This window comes from Novosphingobium sp. NBM11 (assembly GCF_015390225.1).
In the GTDB taxonomy this organism is placed as follows: Bacteria; Pseudomonadota; Alphaproteobacteria; order Sphingomonadales; family Sphingomonadaceae; genus Novosphingobium.
The window spans coordinates 697,520-721,790 of sequence record NZ_VUOG01000003.1; the positions used below are offsets into that span (position 1 = coordinate 697,520).

At 66.2% G+C, this 24,271-nt stretch carries 24 protein-coding genes; 10 read left to right on the forward strand and 14 right to left on the reverse strand.

Annotation, left to right across the window (positions count from 1 at the left end; genetic code table 11):
* Positions 1 to 47 precede the first annotated feature (47 nt).
* From F1640_RS23295 to F1640_RS23330, 8 genes are all read right to left on the reverse strand, one after another.
* The gene (locus F1640_RS23295; RefSeq protein ID WP_194921951.1) at positions 48 to 1,109 is read right to left on the reverse strand and encodes a TonB-dependent receptor; all 1,062 of its coding nucleotides are present in this window, start codon (positions 1,107 to 1,109) and stop codon (positions 48 to 50) included.
* Between the two features lie 11 nt (positions 1,110 to 1,120).
* Positions 1,121 to 1,930 carry a TonB-dependent receptor gene (locus F1640_RS23300; protein WP_194921953.1) on the reverse strand — a complete coding sequence of 270 codons (810 nt, stop codon included), beginning with the start codon at positions 1,928 to 1,930 and terminating at the stop codon, positions 1,121 to 1,123.
* Positions 1,931 to 1,999: 69 nt separating this feature from the next.
* Entirely contained in the window at positions 2,000 to 2,194 is a 195-nt protein-coding gene (locus F1640_RS23305; protein ID WP_194921954.1) for a hypothetical protein, read from the reverse strand.
* A complete protein-coding gene (locus F1640_RS23310) occupies positions 2,194 to 3,309 on the reverse strand; it encodes a DUF917 domain-containing protein (RefSeq protein WP_124808526.1) in 1,116 nt (371 codons plus the stop codon). Before F1640_RS23310 ends, F1640_RS23305 begins: the two co-directional genes overlap by 1 nt.
* Positions 3,309 to 4,868 carry a hydantoinase/oxoprolinase family protein gene (locus F1640_RS23315; protein ID WP_124808527.1) on the reverse strand — a complete coding sequence of 520 codons (1,560 nt, stop codon included), beginning with the start codon at positions 4,866 to 4,868 and terminating at the stop codon, positions 3,309 to 3,311. Before F1640_RS23315 ends, F1640_RS23310 begins: the two co-directional genes overlap by 1 nt.
* A 134-nt stretch (positions 4,869 to 5,002) precedes the next feature.
* Positions 5,003 to 7,459: a LuxR C-terminal-related transcriptional regulator gene (locus F1640_RS25925; protein ID WP_190287170.1), complete on the reverse strand. Its 2,457-nt coding sequence runs from the start codon at positions 7,457 to 7,459 to the stop codon at positions 5,003 to 5,005.
* A gap of 108 nt (positions 7,460 to 7,567) precedes the next feature.
* On the reverse strand, positions 7,568 to 8,413 hold the full coding sequence (locus F1640_RS23325; RefSeq protein ID WP_124808529.1) for a PhzF family phenazine biosynthesis protein: 846 nt from the start codon (positions 8,411 to 8,413) through the stop codon (positions 7,568 to 7,570).
* Positions 8,414 to 8,416: 3 nt separating this feature from the next.
* Positions 8,417 to 9,289 (reverse strand): DMT family transporter, encoded by an 873-nt coding sequence (locus tag F1640_RS23330; protein WP_194921957.1) that lies wholly within the window; start codon positions 9,287 to 9,289, stop codon positions 8,417 to 8,419.
* Positions 9,290 to 9,397: 108 nt separating this feature from the next.
* Between F1640_RS23330 and F1640_RS23335 the strand changes: the two genes are divergently transcribed.
* Positions 9,398 to 10,786, forward strand: a complete 1,389-nt coding sequence (locus F1640_RS23335) for a PLP-dependent aminotransferase family protein (RefSeq protein ID WP_190287171.1) — start codon at positions 9,398 to 9,400, stop codon at positions 10,784 to 10,786.
* Positions 10,787 to 10,791: 5 nt separating this feature from the next.
* Here the strand turns inward: F1640_RS23335 and F1640_RS23340 are convergent, their stop codons facing one another.
* From F1640_RS23340 to F1640_RS23355, 4 genes are all read right to left on the reverse strand, one after another.
* Positions 10,792 to 11,145: a hypothetical protein gene (locus tag F1640_RS23340; RefSeq protein WP_124808531.1), complete on the reverse strand. Its 354-nt coding sequence runs from the start codon at positions 11,143 to 11,145 to the stop codon at positions 10,792 to 10,794.
* A 17-nt stretch (positions 11,146 to 11,162) separates the two neighbouring features.
* Complete coding sequence (locus F1640_RS23345) at positions 11,163 to 12,416, reverse strand: SRPBCC family protein (RefSeq protein WP_124808532.1); 1,254 nt, start codon at positions 12,414 to 12,416, stop codon at positions 11,163 to 11,165.
* Positions 12,417 to 12,444: 28 nt separating this feature from the next.
* Complete coding sequence (locus F1640_RS23350; protein WP_124808533.1) at positions 12,445 to 12,930, reverse strand: nuclear transport factor 2 family protein; 486 nt, start codon at positions 12,928 to 12,930, stop codon at positions 12,445 to 12,447.
* Positions 12,931 to 13,005: 75 nt separating this feature from the next.
* On the reverse strand, positions 13,006 to 15,432 hold the full coding sequence (locus tag F1640_RS23355) for a TonB-dependent receptor (protein ID WP_124808534.1): 2,427 nt from the start codon (positions 15,430 to 15,432) through the stop codon (positions 13,006 to 13,008).
* A gap of 366 nt (positions 15,433 to 15,798) precedes the next feature.
* Between F1640_RS23355 and F1640_RS23360 the strand changes: the two genes are divergently transcribed.
* The 7 genes from F1640_RS23360 (at position 15,799) to F1640_RS23390 (ending at position 20,536) form a co-directional block, all read left to right on the forward strand.
* A complete protein-coding gene (locus F1640_RS23360; protein ID WP_124808535.1) occupies positions 15,799 to 16,965 on the forward strand; it encodes an acetamidase/formamidase family protein in 1,167 nt (388 codons plus the stop codon).
* A 34-nt stretch (positions 16,966 to 16,999) separates the two neighbouring features.
* Positions 17,000 to 18,193, forward strand: a complete 1,194-nt coding sequence (locus F1640_RS23365) for an aromatic ring-hydroxylating dioxygenase subunit alpha (protein ID WP_124808536.1) — start codon at positions 17,000 to 17,002, stop codon at positions 18,191 to 18,193.
* A gap of 14 nt (positions 18,194 to 18,207) precedes the next feature.
* Positions 18,208 to 18,579, forward strand: a complete 372-nt coding sequence (locus F1640_RS23370; RefSeq protein WP_124808537.1) for a hypothetical protein — start codon at positions 18,208 to 18,210, stop codon at positions 18,577 to 18,579.
* 1 nt (position 18,580) lies between these two features.
* Positions 18,581 to 19,090, forward strand: coding sequence for a nuclear transport factor 2 family protein (locus F1640_RS23375; RefSeq protein WP_190287172.1), 510 nt, complete (start codon positions 18,581 to 18,583; stop codon positions 19,088 to 19,090).
* On the forward strand, positions 19,087 to 19,392 hold the full coding sequence (locus tag F1640_RS23380) for a non-heme iron oxygenase ferredoxin subunit (RefSeq protein ID WP_124808615.1): 306 nt from the start codon (positions 19,087 to 19,089) through the stop codon (positions 19,390 to 19,392). Before F1640_RS23375 ends, F1640_RS23380 begins: the two co-directional genes overlap by 4 nt.
* A 72-nt stretch (positions 19,393 to 19,464) precedes the next feature.
* Entirely contained in the window at positions 19,465 to 19,842 is a 378-nt protein-coding gene (locus F1640_RS23385) for an antitoxin Xre/MbcA/ParS toxin-binding domain-containing protein (protein ID WP_124808539.1), read from the forward strand.
* Positions 19,814 to 20,536 carry an RES family NAD+ phosphorylase gene (locus F1640_RS23390; protein ID WP_124808540.1) on the forward strand — a complete coding sequence of 241 codons (723 nt, stop codon included), beginning with the start codon at positions 19,814 to 19,816 and terminating at the stop codon, positions 20,534 to 20,536. The genes F1640_RS23385 and F1640_RS23390 overlap by 29 nt, the downstream gene beginning before the upstream one ends.
* Before the next feature lie 16 nt (positions 20,537 to 20,552).
* On the opposite strand, the gene F1640_RS23395 is transcribed toward F1640_RS23390, so the two are convergent.
* Both F1640_RS23395 and F1640_RS23400 read right to left on the reverse strand, forming a co-directional pair.
* Complete coding sequence (locus F1640_RS23395) at positions 20,553 to 21,581, reverse strand: AraC family transcriptional regulator (RefSeq protein ID WP_223806514.1); 1,029 nt, start codon at positions 21,579 to 21,581, stop codon at positions 20,553 to 20,555.
* 55 nt (positions 21,582 to 21,636) lie between these two features.
* Entirely contained in the window at positions 21,637 to 22,377 is a 741-nt protein-coding gene (locus tag F1640_RS23400) for an aspartate/glutamate racemase family protein (protein WP_124808541.1), read from the reverse strand.
* A gap of 304 nt (positions 22,378 to 22,681) precedes the next feature.
* Here F1640_RS23400 and F1640_RS23405 point away from each other — a divergent pair, with 304 nt between their 5' ends.
* Both F1640_RS23405 and F1640_RS23410 read left to right on the forward strand, forming a co-directional pair.
* Entirely contained in the window at positions 22,682 to 23,038 is a 357-nt protein-coding gene (locus F1640_RS23405) for a hypothetical protein (protein ID WP_124808542.1), read from the forward strand.
* The gene (locus F1640_RS23410; protein WP_124808543.1) at positions 23,035 to 24,225 is read left to right on the forward strand and encodes an SRPBCC family protein; all 1,191 of its coding nucleotides are present in this window, start codon (positions 23,035 to 23,037) and stop codon (positions 24,223 to 24,225) included. The genes F1640_RS23405 and F1640_RS23410 overlap by 4 nt, the downstream gene beginning before the upstream one ends.
* The last annotated feature ends 46 nt before the right edge of the window (positions 24,226 to 24,271 follow it).

Consider the following 24,271-nt stretch of genomic DNA (forward strand, 5'->3'; position numbering starts at 1 on the left):
ACATTCGGGCCATCGCGGCGGGCTGATGCCGCGATGGCCCGACCGCGTCAGAACTTGACCTTGGCTTCCACGGCCCAGGTCGCCGGCTGCGCGCGGAACCCGATATCGGTATCGGACCCGGAATAGGCCTTCGGGTTGTAGTCGCTGTAATATTTCTCGTTGAAGATGTTACGGCCGCTGAAATAGAGGCCCCAGCGCTCGTTCTCGACGCCCACGCGCACATCGACGAGGTTGATCGGGTTCTGCACCTGGCGGTTGTCCACCTGCCAGTACTTGCGCCCCTTGTGCGCATAGTCGAGCCGCAGCAGCAGCCCGAAATCGTCGGTCAGCGGGCGGTTGTACTGGAAGCCGGCGTTCATCGACCAGGTCGTGGTCTTGGGCGTGTGGTTGCCCACGGAGGCGGGATCGACCACGTTCTTGCGGATGTTGGTATCGGTCGTGCCAATGGCGCCGAACAATTGCAGGCCCTTGGTGGGCAGCGCCTGCATTTCCAGTTCCACGCCCCAGATATGCACCTTGTCGATATTGCCGATGATCTGCGAGGCCGTGGCGACATCGATGTAGAAATACTGGAAATCCTTGCTGACGGCCTTGTAGACCGCCCCGTTCAGGATCAGGCGGCGATCGAACCAGCTCGTCTTGAAGCCGGCCTCGTAGTTCGCCAGCTTTTCCGCGCGGAACACCGGGATGCTCACCGTGGGTGCATTGAATCCGCCCGAACGGAAGCCGGTGCTGTACGTCGCATAGACGAGCTGCCGGTCGTTGAACTTGTAGGTCAGCGTCGCCTTGGGCTGGACGTTGTCGAAGCTGGTCTTGCGCACCGCGCCCGATGCCAGGTCGGTCTGCCGTCGTTCGTCCCGATCGTAGCGCAGCGCGCCCGACAGGGTGAGGTGATCGCTCAGGTCGTAGTCGACGTTGCCATAGACGGCATAGGCGTTGTTGCTGTTGTCCTCGCTCAGCCGGATCAGGGCCAGCGCGGGATTGTCGATCTGATCGCGCGATCCGTTCAGGTCGATGAAGGCGCGGGTCAGCAGGCTGCGCTTGGTGTGCAGGTAATAGCCGCCGAGAATCCAGCGGAACGGCCCCTTGCCGTTGGAGACGAGGCGCAATTCCTGGCTGGTCAGCTTGACGCGCAGGTCCTGCCCCTGGCCAGCCCGGAAGGGACGCGGCTGTCATAGATCGCGCCGGCGCGGAAATCGCGGTAGGAGGCGCGCAGGTCGATCTTCAGGTTGTCGCTGAGCGAGGCCTTGAACTTGCCGCGCAGTTCCCAGTCGTGGTCGATGAAATCGACGTTCTTGTTGCTGTAGGTGTTGCGGATGCGCCCGTTGTCGGTCTTGTACGATCCGGCGACGCGCAGGCCCGCGTCATCGCCGATCGGGGTGGAGAGCGAACCGGTCACGTCGATGGCGTCGCCCCGGCCATAGCTGGCGTCGAGCGCGCCTTCCATGTGGTCGGACGGGTCCTTGGTGATGATGTTCATCGCCCCGCCGATGGCGTTGCGCCCGTAAAGGCCGCCCTGCGGTCCCTTCAACACCTCGATCCGCTGGATATCGAACAGGTTCATCCGCAACTGCTTCTGGCTGTTCTGGGGAACGCCGTCGACGATCACCGCCACGGGCGAATCCGCATTGTTGATCTGCGTGACGCCGCGCACCACCACGAACGAATTGAGATAGGTGAAGCTTTCGTCGAACGAGACGTTGGGCACCAGATTGACGAATTCGCGGGTGGATTTGATGCCGGCGTCGGTGATCTTCTGCTCGGAGAACGCGGCCACCTGGATCGGCACGTTCTGGAGGTTCTCCTGGCGCCGCTGCGCGGTCACCACGATATCGCCAAAGCCCTGGTTCTGCGGCGCTTCCTGCGCCATTGCGTGCGTTCCGGCGGTCAGTCCGGCAATTGCGATGGCCAGCCGGCCAGCGCCCCTCATGTTGTTCGTTCCCATCGTCTTTCCCCTTTTATGCCCCGTGTCGAGCGATGCCTATCTCCGGGTATCCCCTCAGTTCCTTGTCGCGTGGCGTGCCGTACGTGCGCTTGCTGTGCGCCAGCCCGGCGCGGACCAGGCCGTCCGCCATGCAGACCGTGGCGCGAGCAGCGACTGGGTGATCACCAGATCGTCGCGCATCAGCGGTGCCACGTCGTCCAGCGTGCGGATCCCTTCGGTGATGACGGGGGTGATCAGGTGCATCCGCATCACGCGCACTCCCCGATCAGGTCGCGGACAGGCACATAGTCCTCGTCCAGCCCGAAGCATCGCGGGCCGACCACGTCCAGCGCGTGCGGGGTGGTGAGGATCGGTGGTGCGCTGCACGCCACCACGGCGACGCGCTGGCCGTAGGCGAGGCGTTCGGTGGGAATGGCATGCGCGGTTTCGGCATCGACGATGGTGACGAGATCGGGGACGATGCCACGCAGTTCGCCGTTGACGTGCACGACGAGGTTCTCGTTCTGGAATCGGACTTCAGCCACACCAGTCGCCGCATCCGCCCCGCCCATGGCGGAGATCGTGCAACTGCCGAACACCCAGCCGCGCGTGGTATCGCGTTCGAGGCTGGTGATCTTGCCCCGGAACACCACCGCCGCGTCCGCATAGTAGGCGTGGGCGCGCAAGGCGTCGATCAGCCGGTCGAGCGGCGGGCGCGGATCGCCGCCGCGCGCGATCGCCTCGCCGATCCCGATCGCGCCGCTCAGCGTCAGCGGCACGGCGGCGCGGCGCGCCTGCGCCCCGGTCATCGGATAGCACGACATGCACACGCTGGCGCCCATCACCGCGGCGACGGGGCGCGCCAGTTCCTCGGCTTTCAGACCTGTGACCGTCTGGTAGAGTACGCTGTTGCCGTGCTCGTCCGCGATCGTCATCGGGGCGCAGGCCACGCCCTCGATGTTGAAGCTGGTCATCTGGAGCGCGGGGAAGGCGCGGCCCATGCCGTCGGCATCAACGATCGGCAGCCCGCGCATCGCCGCGTAGGCGACCGGCATCATCGAATTGCAGCCGCCGATTTCGGCGGAAATGATCGCGGTGGCGGTGCGGCCCAGGAAGCGTTCCAGCACTTCCACGGCGCGGTGCTGGTCCTCGATCGAGAACAGCTTCTCGATCATCACCGTCGGCGCGCCCATCGCAGCGGCGACGAACACGTTGTCCTCGTCCTTGAGATCCTCCGGCCGAACGATCGGGACGGGGCCGTATTGCGCGATCGCCTCGCGGCACAGGAGCGAGCCGAGATAGGGATCCCCGCCGCCGCCGGTGCCCAGGAAGGCCGATCCGATCGCCAGGTGTTCGATATTGTCGAGCGTGATTTCGCGAACCATCACCGTACCTCCGCAAGCGCCAGATCGCCGACCGCGCGGCAGACAACGCGGGTTGCCCCGCCCGGCAGGTATTGCAGCGGGACCGCCTCGATGTTGACGATCTCCACCGTGACGGCGTTGGCCCCGGCGGCGATGGCCTGTTCGGTCGCCTGCGCGCGGGCATCGGCAAGCGCCGCTTCGCGGCTCGCAGCGTCGGGCGCGTTGTAGATGCGGTCGATCTCGCCGCTGACCTGGCCGATGGCTGCGCCGATCGCGTTGGCGACGCCGGCGTGTTCGGGGCGCATCATGTCGGAAACGCCCTGCGGCGTGGCCGAAACCAGCACCGATCCGCCGCCGACAAGGATCATCGGGATATCGCCCGGCGCGGTTTTCATGCGGTCGATGGCATCGTCGATCAACCGGTCGATCGCGCCGCGCGCTTGCTCCACCAGCGCGGTGGGCAGGTGGGCCACCCGGGCGGGATCGCCGAACGTCGCCTGTCCGCTCGCCACCGCGATGTCGCTGGTGGTGAGCGTTTCGCCGCCGAAGATCAGCCCCTCGCTGCGCAGGCGGAAACCCACCGAATCCGGCCCGACGGTGACGCCGTCCGGCGTCTCGCGGACAAGGCTGCCGCCGCCGAGGCCGATCGAGAGAATATCGGGCATGCGGAAGTTGGTGCGCACGCCGCCGACGTCGACATGGACGGTCGATTGGCGCGGGAAACGCGCGACCAGCACGCCCACGTCCGACGTGGTGCCGCCGATGTCGACCACGATCGCATCGCTCGCGCCGGTCAGCCACGCCGCGCCGCGCAGGCTGTTGGTGGGACCGGCGGCGAAGGTCAGCACCGGATAGCGCTGCATGTGGTCGGCGCTCATCAGCGTGCCGTCGTTCTGGCTGATGTAGAACGGCGCGGCGATGCCGAGTTCGGCCAGCGCGCGCCGGAACGCCGACGTGATGGTGGCGGCGAGCGGGCGCAGGCTGGCGTTCATGATCGCGGCGTTCTCGCGCTCCAGCAGGCCCACGCGGCCGACTTCGGACGAGAGCGAGACTTCCATCCCCGGGGCGTGCTGCGCGATCAGTTCGGCGGCGCGCGTCTCGTGCGCCGGGTTCAGCTGGCTGAAGATGCAGGAGACGGCGATCTGGCCGATGCCCGCCGCGCGCGCTTGCTCGACAGCGGCGAGGATGGCGGCTTCATCCAGCGGGGAGATTTCGCGCCCGTCAAATTCGAAGCCGCCGCGCACCATCGCCGATCCGCCGCGCACCACCGCCTTGAGATCGTCGGGCCACGCGGTGAACGGAGGAATGCCGCGCCCGGCGGGGAAGCCGATGCGGATGGCGAACACCGGCACCAGTTCGCGGCGCTGGATGAAGGCGTTGGTGAAATGGGTCGTGCCGATCATGACGGCGTCGATCGCGTCCGGCGTGATCGCGCATTCGGAAATCAGCGCGGTGATCGCTTCGGCAATGCCCGAACTGACGTCCTTGCTGGTCGGGCGTTTCACTGCCCCCAGCACGTTCTTGCCTGATAGAAGAACGGCATCGGTATTCGTGCCGCCCACATCCACGCCAATCCGCATTGAAGCCCTCCGCTGGTGGAGGACAGCTTTCCTGCGCCGTGGCCGGTGCGCAACGCGCCCGGCTGGGAGGGGAAGGGTTCTACATGGTAGTCATGAGATAGTGCATCGGATTACGGCACTACTCGGATTAGTAGTCAGGCGGATGCGAACCGCCTGCCAGCGGCAATCGCCGAGACCCGGTCGTGGACGCCCAGCTTCTTGTAGATGCTTTTGAGGTGATAGCGGACACCGTGTTCGGAAATGGCCAGCTGGCGTGCGATCCGCTTGTCCGAACCGCCGCCTTCCAGCAGCCGCAACACTTCGCGCTCGCGCTCGGACAGGGCGCTCGCGCCGGCACCGCCCCGGTCGCGCAGCCGGTTGCCAAGCGTTTCCGCAAACGCGAGTCCGACCTCGTCGAGGCGGGCCTCCTCGCGCAAGCGCGCCAGCGGAGTGGCGAGGAGAGGGCCTGCCATGTCGCGGAATATCTGCCTGGTCCCGGTGCGCGCGCCGATCGCGATGGCCGCGCCCAGCAGATCGCGCGCGCGGTCGTCCTCGCCATCGATGCAGGCGGCGCTGAAGCGGGCGAGCAGGAAGCGCAGCCGCGATCGTTCGAGCCCGCGCGCGGCCGCACGCTCCAGCGCGGTTTCGAGAAGCGCGTCGGCCAGGTCGCGCGCACCATCGGCGCGCAGTTCATAGAAGCGGGCCAGCGTATACACCTCGTGCTCCTGCCAGCTGGCCGTCGGCCCGGGCTCCGGCGCGATCCAGCCCGGGGGAACGGGACTTTCGTTGCCCTGCATCGCTTCCTCGCCGACGATGCACAGGCCAATCCCCGTCACCAGATCGGCCACGCGCGGCAGGCCTTGCGCGCGCAGCTTGCCGACTTCGTCCTCGATGGCGCGCAGGGTGGTCCCGAGGCCATGGTCGATGCGGTTGAGCCGCACCATCGTTTCATAGGCCAGGAAGTAGATGTCGAACCAGGCTTCGGCGTCGGGCATCCTGTGCGCGGACTTGCGGACCGAATTGCGCGCGCTCGTCAATTGGCCGGCTTCGTACTCGATCGATCCGGTGAGCGCGGCGATCACCGTTTCCACGCCCACATCATGCGCGAAGCCCTGCTGCCAGTGACGGCGCGCCTCCGACATGCAGGTACGCGCCTGCTTGAGCCTTGCTTCGGCCAGGTGGATCGCGGCTTCGTGCATGAACAGAAACATGACGTTGTAATGCGAAGCGGCCAGTTTGGCCTGTGCGCGCGCGTCGATCAGGCTGGCCCTCGCCACATCGAACCGGGCGCGCTGCGAATTGAGGATGCACGAAAGCGTCGAGAGGAAACTGCGCAGGGCGGCGTCTTCGGCCTGCTCGGCGGTCAGGCCGCGCAGCAGTTCAAGGTCGTTCGTCCGTTCCAGCGAGCAGCCATAGACCAGCAGCGTTACGCGCACGATTTCCAGATCGCGCGCCAGCGGATCGGGCGGGCCGATCCCGGCCTGCGCCATTTCCGCCGCCAGCGTTTCGTACAGGTGCTGCGCCACGCGGATGCGGCCGCCCTTGAGGTGGACGATGCAGTCCATCATCCGCAGCACGAGCGAGGCAGCCACGTCCTCCACGCTGGATTTCTCGACGAGTTCGCGCAGAACGGGAAAGCCGTGGACGATCCAGATGCGCAGCGCGCCATGCGCATCGGCATATTCGCGGATACGGCCGGAATTGCCTGCCATCCGGGCCAGCGTGGCAGCTTCGGCAAGCTGGCCCGTGCCGGAATAGTGGTCGGCCATGGCCAGCAGAAGGCTCTCGCGGTCCTCCCCCGCGCCTGCGGTCTGTGGTCCGTCGCGCAGCAGGACGCGCAAGGCGGGATGGAGATGGATGCGCTGGCCCTGCCGGTCGACCAGCCCTTTCAGGCGATAGGCGAGATCGGCGACGACCGTGTCTTCCCGCCGCTGGCTGTCGATCGCTCGCAAAGTCGCCAGATCGGGCGCGTCCAGCCAGCTGGCGTGCGTCAGCGCGGCGCATTCGGCCGGTGTGAGCGACGCCAGCACTTCCTGCGCGATGAACGTGCCGAGTCCACTTTCGCGCACGATGTCGAGATCGCTCCAGCTTGCAGACACCTCGCGCGCAGAGGCGGCCCAGCGGGTCAGCACGTCCAGCGCCACCGGCCAGGCGCCGGCCAGGGCCTGGATGCGGGCGCGGATCGCCGGGCGCAGCGAGCCTTTCAGTGTGCTGGCGATATCCTGCGGGCGCAGGCGCAAGGCATCGGCGTCCAGCACGTCGATCGGCGTCCGCAGGGCCATGCGCGCCAGCGGCAGATCGCCGGGCTGGTGGATCGTGAAGATCACCCGGCGGTCGGCGCGTTCAAGGTCGATCCGGTCCAGCACTTGCGCCAGCAACCTGCCGTCGGCCGCGCCGGCTTCCTCGATCACGGTGACCGGCGCCGTTCCGGCCAGCAACCCTTCGGCCGCCGCCTGCGGATCGCGGCCATGTTCCCACAGGCCGAACACCGCGATCCCGTCCGTGCCCGCGCCGTGCAGGCGCCGCGCCGCCGCCTGCGCCAGCCGGCCCTTGTAGAAGCCCGGAGGGGCGCACAGCGCCACGACCGGCCCGCCGGCAACGATACGCTCCACCAGTCTGCCGAAATGTCCGTCAGTCGGGGAAAGCTGCATATGCGGGGTGTACCACCAGGCTGTGATGCCATGGTGGTACTACCTGGTAGGAAATTAGCCAAGCGTTGTTCAGATGTCCGCCGTCCCGGCAAACAGGCTTGCGGTATGGCCGCCGATCCAGACCTGGCCTTCGCTATCGGCCTCGACCGTGATCCGCCCGTCCCGGCCCAGGCACGCGCCTTGCGTAACGTGGTAGGGCGCCTTGACCTGCCCTTCGCCGATCAGCCATTGCGCGACCGAAGCGTTGAGGCTGCCGCATACCGGGTCTTCGATCAGGCCGCCGAACGGATCGCTGAAGAACGCGCGGATCTCGTAAGCGGCGGGATGACCCGCGGGATAGGACCCGACCACGCCGAGGTCGATCGTCGCCCCGTGCCAGCGCACCGGATCGAGCGCCAGCACCGCTTCCGCCGAGGCCAGCCGCACGGCGACCCAGCCCGGGCCGTTGTCCACCCAGCGCGACGCGACGATCGCGTCGCGCGGAATGCGCAGCACGGCGGCGATCTCGTCGAGCTTGTCCTCCTCGACCGCGCCGGACCGGATCGTCGGCGGGGCGGCGAAGGCCAGCGCGGACCCGGCGCGGCGCACGCGCACCAGCCCCGCGCCGCATTGCTGCACGACCTCGTTGGCCTCGCGCGGCGTTCCTCCCGCCGCCAGCCAGGCGTGGCAGGTGCCGAGCGTGGGATGCCCGGCGAATGGCAGTTCGCGCGCCGGGGTAAAGATGCGCACGCGATAGTCCGCGCCCGTGTCGGTCGGTGGCAGCAGGAAGGTCGTTTCCGAGAAGTTCAGCCAGCGCGTGATGCGCAGCATCGTGTCAGGATCCATTTCCTCGGGCGTGGTGACGACCGCCAGCGGATTGCCGCTGAACGCGCCGGTGCCGAAGACGTCGACGATCTGGAAGGAATAGCGGGTCATGCATCAAGCCTTTCGCAGCGAGAAATGACGGGCGCCGGCCACGCAGCCGATCACCAGAACGAGTACCACAACCATGTCCATGCCGACCGGCTCGTGCAGCAGCAGCGCGGCCAGGCCAAGCGCCAGCAGCGGCTGGACGAGCTGGAGTTGCCCCACGGCCGCGATCCCGCCCAGCGCAAGGCCGCGATACCAGAACATGAAGCCGATCAACATGCTGCCGAGCGAGACATAGCCAAGGCCGAGCCAGGCCGGCGCACCGACCGCGCTCCACACCGGCGCCGTGGCCAGCCCTAGCGCGCCGAGCGAGACCGGCAGCGTCAGCGCGAGCGCCCAGCAGATCACTTGCCAGCCGCCCAGCCGGCGCGAGAGCACGGCACCTTCGGCATAGCCCAGCCCGCAGACGATTACCGCCGCGATCATCAACGCAATCCCGGTGGGGTCGGCGCGCAGCGACGGCGACCAGGCGTAGCTCCCCACGCACATCGCGCCGAGCGCGGCGAACAGCCAGAACCGCCGGTCCGGCCGTTCGCGCGCCCGCAGCACCGCGAACGTCGCGGTCGACAGCGGCAGCAGGCCGGTGAAGATGATCGATGCGGACGCGTTCATGTGGCGCAGCTCCACGGCGGTAAGCAGGGGAAAACCCACGACCACGCCCAGCGCCACGACAACGAGCGGCACCAGATCGCGCCGTTCCGGGCGGGGCTGGCGCAGGACGACCAGCAGCGCCAGCGCGATCAGCCCGGCGATGGCGGCGCGGGCGAGCGTCAGGAACAGCGGATCGAGATCGATCACCGCCGCGCGTGTCGCCGGCAGCGATCCGCTGAAGATCACCACGCCGATCAGGCCGCTGAACCATCCTTCGAGCGATTTCTCCATAAGTCCTCCGGCAACCTCCTTGCCTCGGAAGCGGCGATGGGCGACAGGGACAATCCAGTAAGGTTGAAACAAACTGTACTGGTTCAATCGGCAATAAGGTTTCGGATCATGGCCTCATCGCAAGGCACGCTCGTCGAACAGGTCATGGGGCAGGTGCGCCGCCAGATCGCCTCGCGTGCGCTGCCGCCCGGGGCGAAGCTGCCTTCGATCCGTAGCGCGGCGGAAGCGGCGGGCGTGTCCAAGTCGACCGTCGTTGAAGCCTATGACCGGCTGGCGAGCGAAGGCACCGTTTCGGCGCGGCGCGGATCGGGGTTCTATGTCGCGCGGCAGGGCGAGCCGCTGTCGCTGGCCGACATCGCGCCCCGGTTGGACCGGGCGATCGATCCGCTGTGGGTCTCGCGCCAGTCGCTCGAAAGCCCCGGCGAACTGCCCAAGCCCGGCTGCGGCTGGCTGCCGCCCGCATGGCTGCCGGAGGAGGAGGTGCGCCGGGCGCTGCGTTCGCTGGCGCGTGACGGTGGTGGCGCCCTGGCCGACTACGGCACGCCGCTGGGCCTTCCCGCGCTGCGGCAGATCCTCGCCCGGCGCCTCGGCGAACGCGGGGTGCATTGCGGCCCCGGCCAGATCATGCTGACCGAAAGCGGCACGCAGGCGATCGATCTTCTCTGCCGGCTGCTGATCGCGCCCGGCGATGTCGTGCTGGTGGACGATCCCTGCTACTTCAATTTCCTCGCGCTGCTGCGCGCGCACCGCGTCACCGTGGTCAGCGTGCCGATGACGGCGGAAGGGCCGGACCTTGCCGCGTTCGAACACGCGCTCGTCACGCACCGTCCGCGGCTCTACATCACCAATTCGGGCGTCCACAATCCCACCGGGGCCACCCTTTCGCTGACCACCGCGCACCGGTTGCTGCGGCTGGCGGACGCCCACGACCTGACCATCATCGAGGACGACATCTTCGCCGATTTCGACGAGGAACCCGCTCCGCGCCTGGCCGCGCTCGACGGGCTGGAGCGGGTGATCCAGATCGGCAGCTTTTCCAAGACGCTGTCGGCGGCGGTGCGCTGCGGCTACGTCGCGATCCGCGCCGACTGGATGGACCGGCTGGTGGACCTGTCGATCGCGACGGCCTTCGGGGCGGGGCGGTTGTCGAGCGAACTGGTGTTGCGCGTGATCCAGGACGGCAGTTACCGCCGCCATGTGCAGACGCTGCGCGCCCGGCTACGCAAGGCCCGGCGCGCCACGATCGAACGGCTGGGCGCGCTGGGCATCGTGCCGTGGATCGAACCGCGCGCGGGCATGTTCCTGTGGTGCCAATTGCCTGGCGGGATGGACGCCGCCGAATGCGCGCGCGCCGCGCTGGCGCAGGGGGTAGTTCTGGCCCCCGGCGATGTTTTCAGCCTGACGCGGACCGCGCCCGATTTCATGCGCTTCAACGTGGCGCAATGCGTGGCGCCGGGCGCGGCCGGCCTGCTGGAGCAGGTCTTCGCGCCCGGCTGAGCCGCCTACAGCCGCGAAGCCGTGTCGCCGTGGCCGGGGACGAACCGGCGTGCGGAAAAGCTGTGCGGCACGTCCGCGCTGCCACCATAAAGCTCGTGGTGGGGCGCGGCCTCGGCAAAGGCGCAGGCCAGTTCGAACAGGTTGGTCTGTGCTTCGTCCATCGCGTCGAGCGGGACCTGTTCGAGCAGATCAAGCGCGGCGCGCAGGCGTGGCATGAAGGCGGTGTAGAACGCCGCGAAATCCTGCGCCGAAGCGGCCCAGCGGATGGCGCTCCGCGCATTTTCCGTGGCGCGTGCCCAGTGTGCCGCAAGCTCGGTCAGGTCTTCGAAGCCGGCGGGCAGGGTGATGGTATCGGTCATCGGAGGATCCTTTCCGTTCAGGCGGCGAGATAGCGGTCCAGCGTGCGCGCCGCGTGCCGGATCAGGAACTCCTGATCCATGAGCTGCATGGTATCGATTGCGCCCGAACGGATGCCGGTGAAGGTGTCTTCCATCGTTGCCGTGTCTTCCAGCCAGGCGTTGCGATGCAGCGCGTTCACATGCAGTTGCGCCACCCGTTCGGCCGCGTTGCGCGCCGGGCGGAAGTAGTTGATGCCCTCCCACAGGGTCCGCCCGTGGTCGAGCGGCCAGAACTGGTGGGTGAAGAAGGCCATGCCCGGATAGCCGCAGCCGGCGGCGAGATGGATCAGCAGGTTGGGAAAGACGTTCGGCAGCTCGAACTGGAAATCCGCGCGCCGCGTCGGGTTGATCCCGGGCGGAACCTGCTCGGGATGCGGGGCATGGGCCGCGCTACCGTGGAGCACGCGCGCGCATTCGGCGGTGGAAGCGGCGGCTTCCATGCCAAGGCCGTAGATCGTGGACGAGGCGTGCGGGCCGATCAGCTTGAAATCGGAATGTTCGATCCCGCGAAAGCCCGGCAGCGATCCGGCATGGATCGTGGGAACGTGATAGCCTTCGGAAAAGGCATAGAGCGCGACTTTCCAGTTGCATTCGAGCACGGTGGAATAGCGATAGGCCGTCGTCGCTTCGGCATAGGGATAGCCGCCGAACAGCGTGCCGAAATCGCCGAGATATTCCGCCAGCGTCTGTTCGGGCGGATCGGCCATGTTGATGAACACGAAGCCTTCCCAGGTATCGCAGGCGATCTCGCGCAGGCCGAGGCAGGCCTTGTCGAGCGTGCCGAAATGGTCCTCCAGCGGCACCGAGCGCAGCGGGCCGTCGGTGCCGAAGACCCAGCCGTGGAACCGGCAGGTGACGACGCCGGCGCGCGCGCGGCCGAAGGTTTCGGCGTCCGAGGTCGGCACCACCTTGTTGCCGCGATGGGTGCAGACGTTGTGGAACGCGCGGACCACGCCGTCCTTGCCGCGCACGATCAGCACCGAGGCGTCGATGACCGGCAGGTCCTTGACCTTGTAGTCACCGATGGCGGGCAGCTCCGACGTGGTTGCCACCTTCAGCCAGGTGCGGCGGAAGATCTTCTCCCGCTCCAGTTCGTAGATCGCCGGATCGCGGATGGCGTCCACCGATACGGGTTCGGTGCCGAGTTCGGCGCGGATCGCAGCCACGCTGCGGCCGAGGTGGGCGAACGTCTCCGCGCCCGGCTTCAGCGTGGTGCTGGCGGGGTCAGTCATCGTCGAGGTGTCCTCTCTGTGGTCGGTTTCAGGCGTCGGCGAGTGCCCCGGGCTTTGGCGACCAGCCCGCGGGATAGTGGGAAATGAGATCGGCGATCAGTTCGAGATAGCTGAAGCGCCATTGGCCCCGATCGGACCGCGTGGTGGCGAGATAACGGCCGCCGATCCAGTAGGCGCGTCCGCTGGCCGCGGTTGCGACCTCCCAGAGATAGAATTCCACGTCGGCCACCGTGCGGTCGGCGGCCAGTTCCACCTTGGGAGAGACGAGGTAGTGCAGCGTCCAGCGGAAACCCGCATCGGCATTGCCGGCCACGCCATCGGCAATGGCATCGCGGCCCTGCAGATCGCCGTAGCGGTCGATGCGGAAGGTGGCATCTACGGTGAACAGCGGACGCAGCGCATCGGCGGAAGGGCCGCCATCGAACGCCCGGCCCAGCGCAACAATCAGGTCATCTATCGCGCGCAGCGCTTCGAGCCGGGCGATCCGGTCCTCAAGCGACGATGGTTCGGTCATGATGCCAGGCCTTTGATGAACGAGCCGGGGTGGCGGAAGCGGACGGGATTGTGCCGGGCCGCTTCCGCCACGGGATCAGAACGACGTGCGCGCGCTGAGGTACCATTCGCGCGGACGGCCGTAGACGCCCTCGATGATACCGCCGAACGAGTCCGCATAGCCGGAGCCGAGGTAGAGCGCCTTGGTCAGGTTCTTGACGCCCAGCGTCACGCCCCAGCGCTTGTCCTCGTCACTGAAGCCGATCGAGGCGTTGACGAGGTGATAGCCCGGCTGGACCAGTTCCGGCGTGTTGACCGCGTCGTTGTAGACCGTCGAGCGATAGGACCAGTCGATGCGCGGCGTGAAGGTACCGATGCCCGCGGCCTCGATCGCATAGGATGCGCCGGCGCTCAGCGTCCACTTGGGCGCGTTCTGCAGCCTGGTCGCGGTCGTCACGCCCGCGCTCAGCGCGCGCAGGTCCACCTGACGGTACTTGGCGTCGAGATAGCCGATGCCCGCCTCGATCGACAGCGCCGGCACCGGGCGCGCCAGCATTTCCAGCTCGAAGCCCTTGATGCGGGCCTTGGCGGCGTTCTGGATGATCGGCGCGAAGCCCAGCGTGGGGTCGTTCACGGTGATCTGCAGGTTGTTGTAGTCGTTGAGGAAGACCGCGCCGTTCAGGCGCAGGCGCCGGCCGGCGAGATCGCTCTTGAAGCCCAGTTCGTAGGTCCTGCTGGTTTCCGGCTTGAACGAGGGGATGAAGGCGAACGGCGGGAACACGCGCTGGGTAAAGCCGCCACCCTTGAACCCTTCGGAGTAGGAGGCATAAGTCAGCAGCTCCGGGCTCCAGCGATAGGAAAGGCTGACCATCGGCGTCCACGCCTTGTCCTTGATCGTCGCGCGCTGGCCGAGCGGCCCCATCAGCGGATCGCCGTTCTTGAGCCCGGACCCGTCGGGGTTGTAGGGCGCGCCGGTCAGGAAGCCGGCTTCGACGACGTACTGGTTGGCGTTGCCGAACGTCTTCTTGTCCTGCGTCCAGCGCACGCCGGCGGTCAGGTTCAGATCGTGCACGATCTCGTAGGTGCCCTGGCCGAAGAAGGCGAGGCTCTCCCCGTCAAGCACCGCGCCGCTCAGGAACACGGCATCGACGATGTTGACGAGGTCCCTGTGGTTGCCGTGCTCGCTCGAATAGTAGCCGCCCAGCACCCAGTTGAACTTGCCGTTCAGCATCTTGCCCTGAAGCTGAAGTTCCTGCGAGAACTGGTCCTGCTTCCAGTCGCTGTTGGTTTCGACGATCGTGGCCGGGCTGTGATCGGAATCGCGTGTCCAGAAGCCCGTCACCTTGCGGTAGGCGGTGATCGACTTCACCGCGATTTCGGGCGAGATTTTCCACTCTACTGTGCCCGATGCGCCCCAGATGTTCACGTCGGAACCGGATTGGTACTTTCTGGGGTTTCCGTTGGTGAAAACGCTGGAAATCGACGTGAAGGTGCCGCCGTGGCGGTAGGGGCCGACCGCCCACTGGCTGTTGAAGCAGCGCTGGTCGCTGAGCCGGGCGGGGTTGGAAAGATTGGTGCAGATCGCCGCCGCGCCGGAATAGAGCGCGTTCCACACTTGCGCGGCGGGTGCGTTCTCGTTGATCTTGAGCGCGACGTTGGGCGCCGAGTTCTCGCGGGTGCGCGATCCGTCGACGGCGAGGTCGATGGTCACGTTGCTGGACGGTTCGAGGCGAAGCGCGAAGCGGCCGGCAAGGTTGTCGGTATCACCCAGGTCCGGCGCGCCGGGAACGATGCCTTTCACATAGCCGTCGCGGCGGTGGTAGAAGCCGGCGAAGCTCGAATAGACCCCCTGCGCCAGAGGAACGTCGATGCTGCCCTTGATCTGGAAGCGGTTGAAGCTGCCGGTCGTGGCTTCGATATTGCCGTTCAGCGTCTCGGACGGCTTCTTGGTCACCACGCTGACCGCGCCGCCGATGGTGTTGCGGCCGAACAAGGTGCCCTGCGGACCGCGCAGCACTTCGACGCGCTCGATATTGAGCACATCGAGCACGTTGCCCACCCCGCGCGAGATATAGACGCCATCGAGATAGAGGCCGACGCCGGGATCGGCGGAAAGCTGGTAGTCATTCTGGCCGATGCCGCGGATGAAGATGGCGGCCGTGGCGTTGCTGGCCGAAACCGGGACGGAGCTGTTGAACTTCACGTTGGGCGTGAAATCGCCGATCTGCGTGACGTTCTCGATGCCGCGCGCGGCAATGCCTTCGCCGGTCATTGCCGAGATCGAGATCGGCGTATCCTGCAGCGATTCCGCGCGCCGGCGTGCGGTTACGGTAATCGTCTCGACGCCGGTGTTCGCTTCCTCGGCCGCGCCGGCCGACGTTTCGGCGGATGCGGACTGGGCGTGGGCGGCAACGGCGGGCAGGGCGAGGCCCAGCAGCGATGCGCCTACAAGCAGCCGGAAGGTTCGCGTGGTGTGATGGGCCGTCAGGCCGGCAGGACTGGCCGGCGTGTTGTGCTGTGTCATGATTGGATTCCTCCCGATGTGATTTCCCCGATCCGGCCTTCGCGCTCTGTTGGATAGCTCTACGCGATATTGCCGGAAGCTCCGCCTGCCCACGGGACGCCGGCAAGCGTCTTCGTGACCCTTTCATGCAACATCATCGGGGCGCAGGCGCGCTAGCCTCAGGGCGCTGGAAGAAACACCTCAGCGCGATCGAATGGTGGCGGGGAATGAAGGAATTGCGGGTTTCGCCGTGATCGACCGGGGCGTGGTTTGATGCGGTAGCTGGCTATTCGGCACGGCACGGGGATAGCCCGCAAGCGGCGGACACCCCCATCATGGCCGCACAGACCACGGTCCGGCCATGCCCGGACAGAACGAGGGAGCGCCATGTCGAAGACCGTCGAAATCAAGCGCAGCGGAGCCACTGCCAAGGACGATCCGAACTGCTTCAACCGCCTGCACTGGGCGCTTGAGCCCGTCGCCCGCGCCAATCCGGGGGACTATGTCGTCTATGAGACGCGTGACGCGTTCGACAGCCAGTTCGATTTCGACACCACGCCTGAACAGGTCGCCGCCTGCGATCTCAACCGTGTCCATCCGATGACCGGCCCGGTCCATATCGAGGGCGCGGAACGGGGCGATGCGCTGGCGGTCACGATCGTCGACATCGCGCCGTCGGACTATGGCTATACCGCGATTGTGCCGGGCTTCGGCTATCTGCGCGATGTCATCTCCGGCCCGTTCATCGCGAACTGGAAGCTGGATAGGCTCTGCGCCGTTTCCGAGCAGATCCCCGGCGTGCGCATTCCGATGTGCGCCTTCCCCGGTTCGATCGGTGTGCTGCCCGGCAAGCCCGAAGTCGCCGCCGCGCTGGAGCGTGAAGGCGCCCTGGCGGCAGCGGGCGGCTTCGTGCTGATGCCCGATCCGGGCCGCGCCGTGCCGGAAAAGCTGTTCGGCGAAGGCGCTCCCTATGCCGCCGAAGGCCTGCGCACCGTGGCCCCGCGCGAGAACGGCGGCAACATGGACATCAAGGCGATGCAGGTCGGCACCACGATCCTGTTCCCGGTTCTCGTCGACGGGGCGGGCCTGTGGACCGGCGACATCCACTTCGCGCAGGGCGATGGCGAGGTCTGCGGCACGGCCGTGGAAATGGCCGCGCGCGTGACGCTGAAATGCGAAGTCATCAAGGGTGGCGGCAAGGACATCGTGTTCCCGCACGTCACCGGCGGCAGCCAGCTTCGCAACACCGAACCCGGCCGCTTCCACGCCATCGTCGGGATGCCGGTCAAGAAGGCGGGCGAAGTGCCGCCGCACCTTGCCTATCTCGACAGCCCGAAGGTTGCCGCGCTGACCAACCTGTCCGAAGACCTCTCGCTCGCCGCGCGCGACGCGCTGCTGCGGATGATCGACTGGATCGCGACCAACAAGGGATACACCCGCGAACAGGCCTATGCGATCTGCGCCGCCGCCGTGGACCTGCGCATCGGCCAGCTTGTCGACGTTCCCAACGTTATCGTTTCGGCGGTCCTGCCGCTCGACATCTTCGTCGAGTGAGGCGGGACACGCGCATCCATTGGAGAGAATGGCCATGAACATCCAACATCGCTGGCTGGAAAAGTACCCCGAACTCGGCTCCGGTCCGATCCCGACCGAGCCTTACATCTCCCCCGCCTGGTACGAGCAGGAGAAGGAAAAGATTTTCAGCAAGGTCTGGCTCTGCGTCGGCCGCGCCAGCGAAATTCCCAAGGCCGGGGACTACAAGGTCAAGCGGATCGAGGCTGCCGGTACGTCGGCGATCATCATCCGGGGCAAGGACGGCGTGGTTCGCGCGTTTCACAACATGTGCGCGCATCGCGGCAATACGGTGGTGACCGAGATCGGCGAGGAAACCTACGGCAAGAGCAAGGCCGCCGTCGTTACCTGCCGTTTTCACGGCTGGGTCTATGGCGCGGACGGCGCGCTCAAGAGTGTGCCGAGCGAGGAACGGTTCTATTCGTGCTTCGACAAGGCGCACAACGGCCTCACCGAAATCGCGCTGGGGGTGTGGGAGGGGTTCCTCTTCATCAACGTTGCCCCGCAGCCCGAACAGACGCTGGAAGAATACCTGGGCGACTATGCCGAGCACTTCCGCGGCTATCCGTTCGACGAGATGGACTTCGGCTTCACCTATCGCACTGAGCTGGCGTGCAACTGGAAGGTGGCGCACGATGCCTTTGCCGAAGCCTATCACGTCGATACGATCCACGCGGGCTCGTTCCCGAACGTGTTTTCCACCGGCCTGCAGAACGTGAAGCTGATGGGGCCTCACCGGACTTGCGCGGTGTGCCTGACGCTGGACGCCAAGCCGACGCCGGTTTCCGCCGTGGCCAACGCGATATCCGGTGCGAGCCTTGTTTCGCGCCGCGGCGAATCGATGCTGCCGAAGACGATCAATCCCGATCATCGCGGCGATTTCGCCTTCGAGCTGAGCGTCATTTTCCCGAACACGCTGCTGCATGTGTCGGAAGGGATCTGGTTTACCCACCAGTTCTGGCCGACCGCGCATAACCGCACCGTCTGGGAAGGCCGCTATTACGTGCGCGCGCCCAGGACCAATGCGGAACGCTGGGCGATCGAGCATGCGATGACGCTCCAGCGTAATGCCTGGCTCGAAGACACCGCCACCATGGAAGACACCCAGCGGGCGATGGAATCGCGGGCGAAGACGCAGCAGCACCTGCAGGACGATGAAATCCTCATCCGCCACAGCGCCGCGGTCGTCGACCAGTACGTCAACGCCTGAACAGGACGCAGATCATGACCCAGCTTTCGCTGCCTGCGGATTTCGCAGACCTTTCGCCCTGGCTCGAATGGGCGCTGCCCACGGCCGACGAACGCCAGACGCATCGTCGCACCGCAACGCCGCAGGCGCTCAAGGCGTTCTACGACGCGACCCTGCCGCGCCTTGAGGCGATCCTTGCCGAAGTCGACAAGTATCCGCTCGGTGGCCTGCCCGAGGCGCTGCAGCCGCTCTACAACATCGCGCTGTCGCTGGCCGAAGTCGCGCCGCACCTGGAACTCTATGGCGGTGCGGTCGGCGTGCCCTATGCCTTCGAGGAAGCGCGCTTCGTGGCGGTGCATGGCGCGCAACCGACCTGGCAGGGTCTGCAGCCGATGGCGCATCCCTGAGATGCCGGAACCCGGCGCTTCCGGAGAACACAGGCTGGCGCGGCTGGAGGCGCGCGCGGAGATCGGGGATCTCGTGGCGCGTTATGCGCTGGGGGCGGACCGCAAGAACGATCCCGCGATTCTCGGGCCGCTCTTCGCCGCCGATGCGGTGTGGTCGGCCGAGGGGTTCTCCGATCTCGTCGGCCGCGATGTAATCGCGGCGGGCCTGGCCGGTCTGGCGGCCGACAGGGTGCTGTGGTCGATCCACTACATGGTCTCGCCGCTGATCGAACTGGCGGCGGACCTGCGCTCCGGGCGTTGCCACTGGTACTTGTGGGAGCTGTGCACGATGGCTCCCGCAGGCGGCGATCCGGCGCACGCCAGCCCGACCGACACCTGGTTCGGCGGCTGGTATGACAGCGACGTTGTGCTCACACCCGAAGGCTGGCGCTTTTCAAGAGTGAAGCTCGACGTCCGCCTTCAGGGCGAGGCCGTGCCTTCATGGCAATTCAAGAAACCGGTGACCTTGTGACGATCAGACTCTGCGCAACCCGTGACATACCCGCCGGCGAAGTCATCCGCGTCGATCTCGACGACGGACGCGCGCTGGCCGTTTACAACCTCGATGGCGAATTCTTCGCCACCGACGATCTGTGCACGCATGGCGATGCCTCGCTGGCCGAAGGCGAAGTGGATGGCGGCAAGATCCTCTGCCCGTTCCACATGGGCAGTTTCGACATCCGCACCGGGGAAGCGATTGGTGCGCCCTGCTCGATCGCGGTCAGGACCTATTGCGTCTCGGTAGCGGGCGATGACGTGGTGATCGATGCCTGACGGTAATTTTTGCGGACGCATCTGTTCAAATGAATGAATTTCTCCTATATCATCCATGTGAAAGGAGAAGTCATGGCGACCCGGATCGATGGCCAGCCGCGCGGCGACGCTGAAATCCTGACCTCGGCACTGGGGCGGATCGCCGATTTCTGGAATTTCAGCAACACCAAGCTGGGCACCGTGCTGGGCGTGTCCGCCGCCACCGTCTCGCGCCTGCGCAGCGGCCGGTCGGTGCTCGATCCGGCTTCCAAGTCCTATGAGGCGGGCCAGTTCCTGCTGCGGCTGTTCCGCAGCCTCGATGCCTTGCTCGGCAGTGACGATGCCGCCGCGCGGCGCTGGCTGGAAACCGCCAATCTCGATCTCAATGCCCGCCCGCTCGACCTGATCGACAGTTTCCGGGGGCTGATTTCCGTGTGCGACTATGTGGACGCCTACCGCGCTCGCGTCTGAAGCCCGCCTGTGGCGGGGCGACGCCTGGCGGGTGGTGGAAGCCCAGCACCGCATCTCCACCAACCGGCTGGCCGATGGGCTGGCGGATCAGGCGCGGCTCGAAGTGTTGGCGGACGCGGTCAAGCCCGATCTGCCGCCGGAAACGCGCGGGCTGCATTACCTGCTGGCCTCGCCCTTCCGCTATGGCCATCGCAGCGAAAGCCGCTTTCGTCGCGCGAACGAGCGCCCCGGCATCTTCTACGCGGCCGAGAGCGAGGCCACGGCCATTGCCGAAACGGCCTATTGGCGCCTGCGTTTCTTCCAGCGGTCGCCCGGTTTCGCGCCGCCTTCGACGACAAGCGAACATACCAGTTTCACCGCCGCGCTGGCGACGGCTGCGGCGCTGGATCTGACACTTCCGCCTTTCGACAGTGATACGGCGCGCTGGACCGATCCGCGGGACTATGCGGCCTGCCAGGACCTTGCCGCGCAGGCGCGCGAGGCCCGGATCGCGCTGATCCGTACCCGTTCCGCGCGCGATCCGGGCGGCGGCTGCAATCTGGTGCTGTTCGATCCGACTGCTTTTGAGCGCAAGCAACCGGTGATCCGCCGGACATGGCACTTGCGCCATGAAGGCGGCCGGCTGCTCGCTCTGGCGGCTTTTCCGGGGGAGGAGCGCTTCGTCTTCACTGCCGCCCAGTTCGGGCTTGATTGAGGGGGCGCTTTCGCGATCAGCGTCCGGACATGCGCTTGAGTGTCATCGACGGACGCTCGCCGAACCGTTCGAGGTAATCGCGCGCGAATTTCGACAGGTGGGTGAAGCCGCAGGCCAGCGCGACTTCGGTCACCGAAACGCCGGTATCGGCACCTTCGCGCAATTGCCGCCGCGCCAGATCGAGCCGGTGGTTCTTGAGATAGAGCATCGGCGTGGTGTTGCGGAAGCGCCGGAAGCCCGCATGGAGCGACCGCGCGCTGACGCTCGAAACGACGATCATTTCTTCCAGCGTGATCGGCGATTGCGCGTGTTCGTGGATGAACTCCTCGACCCGGCGCACGTAATAGGGGGCCGGGCACGAAGCCGGCGCGTCGAACAGGTCGGAATGGTTGTGGGGCACGGCGGCCAGCAGCAGGCGCTGGAGCGTCTCCTCTACCGCACCGCTCGCCCGCGCATGGTTGAAGCCGCTCAGGCCCGTTTCGAGCCCGGTGTCGAGATTGTCGCAGACGGTCCGGACAAGCTGCGCGAACGCGGCGGCCGCGCCTTCGAGTTGCACCGGTTGCGGCGAGAAATGGAGGTCGCCCGGCCGAAACCCCAGTTCCTGCGCCAGAATGGCTTCCAGCCCGTTCTTGTCCATCTTGACGGTGAAGTGCTTGTAGCCGTCTCCGAACATCTGCCGGACCTTGGCGTCGGGGCCCAGCACGCACATCTGGCCGGGATGCAGTTCTATGGTCGCGTTGTCCTGCGTGATCTGTGCCACGCCACGCAGCGAGAACTGGACGAGATAGAGCGCGTCCATCGGCGGGATGTTCACCACCACCCGGCCATAGGGGTTGCCATAGTCGGTGGCGTTGAACGTGACCGACTTGAGCGAGGCCTGATGGTGCCGGAAGGCGATGGGCGGGTTGCCGCCTTCCACCCGCAGGTCGTGCGGGCAGAACATGCGGCTCATGTGGTCGTGGACCTCGTTGATGTCGCGTGTGGCCAGACGCGTCAGGCTTGGCAGCGGAAGATCGCTGCCATCCCACGAGCGGACAGAAGTCATGGCTGGGATCATTATCGTTGGACCTCCGCTTGAGCTGGTCGATTCCACTCCCGATTCAGGCTGCTTCAAACACGGTGTCGATTATCCTCTCCGGCGGCGCAAAGCCCTTTCTACTATGAGACAGGCCAAGGTCGATCAAAGTTTCGCAAGCCTTGAACGCGACAAGGCCCGGATTGAGCACCGGCACGGGCAGGTGCGCCGCCAGATAGGCGTGCGACTGGTGCATGGTGGTCGATCCCAGCACCAGCACATCGGCGCCGTCTTCCTCTATCGCGCGGTGCGCGGCGTCCATCAGCAGCGGGAAGACGCTGTCTTCCTTGCCCGCCAGCAGTTCGGCGGTATCGGGGCGCACCCCGATCGACCGGATCGAGGCGAGGCGGTGGTGCAGTCCCTGTTCGGTCAGGACCTTGTCGTAGAGCCAGCGCCAGTTGTCCCACATCGAAAGGATCGCGAATTTCTTGCCCAGTTGGCAAGCGAGGTGATAGGTCGCCTGTGCTGTGCCGACGACGGGGATCGACAGCCGCGAACGCAGCGCCGCCACACCGGAATCGCTCATCGAATTGATGCAGACCGCGCTGAAGCCCTCCTCTTCCGCGCGGCATCCCGCCTCCAGGCAGAAGGCATCGGCGATCGTGCCTTCATAGAGGGAATCGAGCGTTCCTCCGCCGCGCGCCGCGCAGGCGAACTCGACGGCGATGTCCGGCCGGACCAGTCCGGCGGGGATCTGGCCGGCGAATGCGGCAAGGGCTTGCCGGGGCACCGGTACGGGAACGATCATCTTGATGCGATGGGTCATGAACGGTTCTCCGGGTATCGCCTTGCGCAAGCGCTCCCTGTGGCGCCCGGCGGCAAAATTCCCCTGATTCCGGCAGAAGGGTGATGCCTGCGGTTTGCCGCGTCCAATACTGAATCTGCGTAACTCCATACCTTGCAGGTATTATATGCCATCGGAATGACGGGGTCACGCCGCCTGTCCGTCGCCGGTGCGGATCGCGTCGCAATTCCGCACTCAGCGGTCACCCGTTGCAGGGGCGGGATAGCGTTCCGGCGCGGCGTTCCCGCAGTCTTTTCATGCCGTGGCGTGCGACAGGGAGGGCTTTGTGGAACGAGAATTGCCGGACGGGTTTGAAGATCTCCTGCCGTTCCTGGAATGGGCCAGGCCGAGCGAACTGGAACGCAACAACAAGCGCTGGTCGTCCTCGCTCGAAGAGAGCCAGGCGTTCTACGACATCATGCTGGAGCGCAGCCCGGCCGCGTTTGAATATTTCGGGCAGCGGCCTCTGCCGGAAATCGACGGGGCGGATCGCACTCTCCTCGACATGTGCCTTGCCCTCGCGGAATGTTCCGCCACGATCGAGATGTACGGCGATCCCACGCCGAAATACGTCTTCCCGATCTCCCGCTTCGTCCCCACGCATGATGCCTGGCCGCTGGCCGGCAAGGGAGCCGCCGCATGAGCACCGCACCGTGCCGTTTCATGGATCGCTATCCCGAAGAGGGCCGCGGCCCGATCCCGGTCGAGCGCTATACCTCGCAGGAATACTTCGACCTCGAGCGCGAGCGGGTGTTCCGCCGCAAGTGGCTCAACGTGGGCCGGGTGGAGCAGGCGCCCAATCCGGGGGACTATTTCGTCGCCGACCTCAAGATTCTCGACACCTCGCTGCTGGTGATCCGCGGCAAGGATGGCGAATATCGTGCGTTCCACAACATGTGTTCGCACCGTGGCGCGCCGGTGGCGTGGGATGCGGAAGGATCGTGCCGTGGCTATCTGGCGTGCCGCTTCCATGGCTGGGTCTATGACACCACCGGCAAGCTGGTGCAGATCACCGATGCGGAGAATTTCCCCGGCGTGAACCCGGCGGAAAATGGCCTCACGCCGGTTCATTGCGCCATCTGGAAGGGCTTTATCTTCGTCAATCTGGCGGACCGGCCCGAACAGACGCTGCTCGAATACCTGGGGCCGGTGGCGGACGAGATCGGCCGGTTCGACTTCGACGGCTATACGCCTGCATTCTCCTATCGCATCGACGAGCAGGTGAACTGGAAGACCTTGCAGGAAGCCCAGCTCGAAGGCTGGCATCTGCCGTACCTGCACGAAAAGACGCTGGCCCGCGCGGTCAAGATCGATGGCAACCAGTATCGCCATACCGCCATCGAACTGCATGGCCTGCACGGCGTGCTCGGTTCCCCGCCGCCCGATGCCTTCACGCCCCCGCCCACCGCGCTGCTCGCCAGCCGTTTCGGCACGGGCACGGTGCAGGCCTTCGGGACCAAGGTGGAAAACGCGGGCGAAGGCTATCGCTTCCGGGGCTCGTTCGATTTCTGGCACATCTTCCCGAACTTCTTCGTCGGGCTGCTCAATGGCCTGTTCTTCACGTTCAACATCTGGCCCGTCGCGGTCGATCGCAGCGTGTGGGAGATCAAGGGATACTATCCGCCGGTGCGCACCGCCGGGGAACTCTTCGCCCGCGAATATTCCAAGATCGGCCTGCGCGATCCGATGATGGAAGACTGCTTCACGCACGAACTGATCTGCGCGCAGCTCAAGTCCGGCGCGAAGAACCACATCTTCTTCCAGGACGAGGAGATGCTGGCCCGGCACCTCAGCAACGGTGTCGATCGTTGCGTGCGGGGTCTGGCCTGAATCGGGCCAGGGTTCCGGGCGCGCAACGATCCGGCGGCGCCGGCTG

Coding starts and splice junctions, on each gene's coding strand:
- F1640_RS23330 (WP_194921957.1), bottom strand. CDS start 9,289: ATGGAGAAATCGCTCGAAGGATGGTTCAGCGGCCTGATCGGCGTGGTG.
- F1640_RS23385 (WP_124808539.1), top strand. CDS start 19,465: ATGGCGACCCGGATCGATGGCCAGCCGCGCGGCGACGCTGAAATCCTG.
- F1640_RS23390 (WP_124808540.1), top strand. CDS start 19,814: ATGTGGACGCCTACCGCGCTCGCGTCTGAAGCCCGCCTGTGGCGGGGC.
- F1640_RS23370 (WP_124808537.1), top strand. CDS start 18,208: ATGACCCAGCTTTCGCTGCCTGCGGATTTCGCAGACCTTTCGCCCTGG.
- F1640_RS23355 (WP_124808534.1), bottom strand. CDS start 15,432: ATGACACAGCACAACACGCCGGCCAGTCCTGCCGGCCTGACGGCCCAT.
- F1640_RS23375 (WP_190287172.1), top strand. CDS start 18,581: ATGCCGGAACCCGGCGCTTCCGGAGAACACAGGCTGGCGCGGCTGGAG.
- F1640_RS23360 (WP_124808535.1), top strand. CDS start 15,799: ATGTCGAAGACCGTCGAAATCAAGCGCAGCGGAGCCACTGCCAAGGAC.
- F1640_RS23400 (WP_124808541.1), bottom strand. CDS start 22,377: ATGACCCATCGCATCAAGATGATCGTTCCCGTACCGGTGCCCCGGCAA.
- F1640_RS23325 (WP_124808529.1), bottom strand. CDS start 8,413: ATGACCCGCTATTCCTTCCAGATCGTCGACGTCTTCGGCACCGGCGCG.
- F1640_RS23395 (WP_223806514.1), bottom strand. CDS start 21,581: ATGACTTCTGTCCGCTCGTGGGATGGCAGCGATCTTCCGCTGCCAAGC.
- F1640_RS23340 (WP_124808531.1), bottom strand. CDS start 11,145: ATGACCGATACCATCACCCTGCCCGCCGGCTTCGAAGACCTGACCGAG.
- F1640_RS23315 (WP_124808527.1), bottom strand. CDS start 4,868: ATGCGGATTGGCGTGGATGTGGGCGGCACGAATACCGATGCCGTTCTT.
- F1640_RS23300 (WP_194921953.1), bottom strand. CDS start 1,930: ATGAGGGGCGCTGGCCGGCTGGCCATCGCAATTGCCGGACTGACCGCC.
- F1640_RS23410 (WP_124808543.1), top strand. CDS start 23,035: ATGAGCACCGCACCGTGCCGTTTCATGGATCGCTATCCCGAAGAGGGC.
- F1640_RS23335 (WP_190287171.1), top strand. CDS start 9,398: ATGGCCTCATCGCAAGGCACGCTCGTCGAACAGGTCATGGGGCAGGTG.
- F1640_RS23350 (WP_124808533.1), bottom strand. CDS start 12,930: ATGACCGAACCATCGTCGCTTGAGGACCGGATCGCCCGGCTCGAAGCG.
- F1640_RS23310 (WP_124808526.1), bottom strand. CDS start 3,309: ATGGTTCGCGAAATCACGCTCGACAATATCGAACACCTGGCGATCGGA.
- F1640_RS23345 (WP_124808532.1), bottom strand. CDS start 12,416: ATGACTGACCCCGCCAGCACCACGCTGAAGCCGGGCGCGGAGACGTTC.
- F1640_RS23305 (WP_194921954.1), bottom strand. CDS start 2,194: ATGCGGATGCACCTGATCACCCCCGTCATCACCGAAGGGATCCGCACG.
- F1640_RS23365 (WP_124808536.1), top strand. CDS start 17,000: ATGAACATCCAACATCGCTGGCTGGAAAAGTACCCCGAACTCGGCTCC.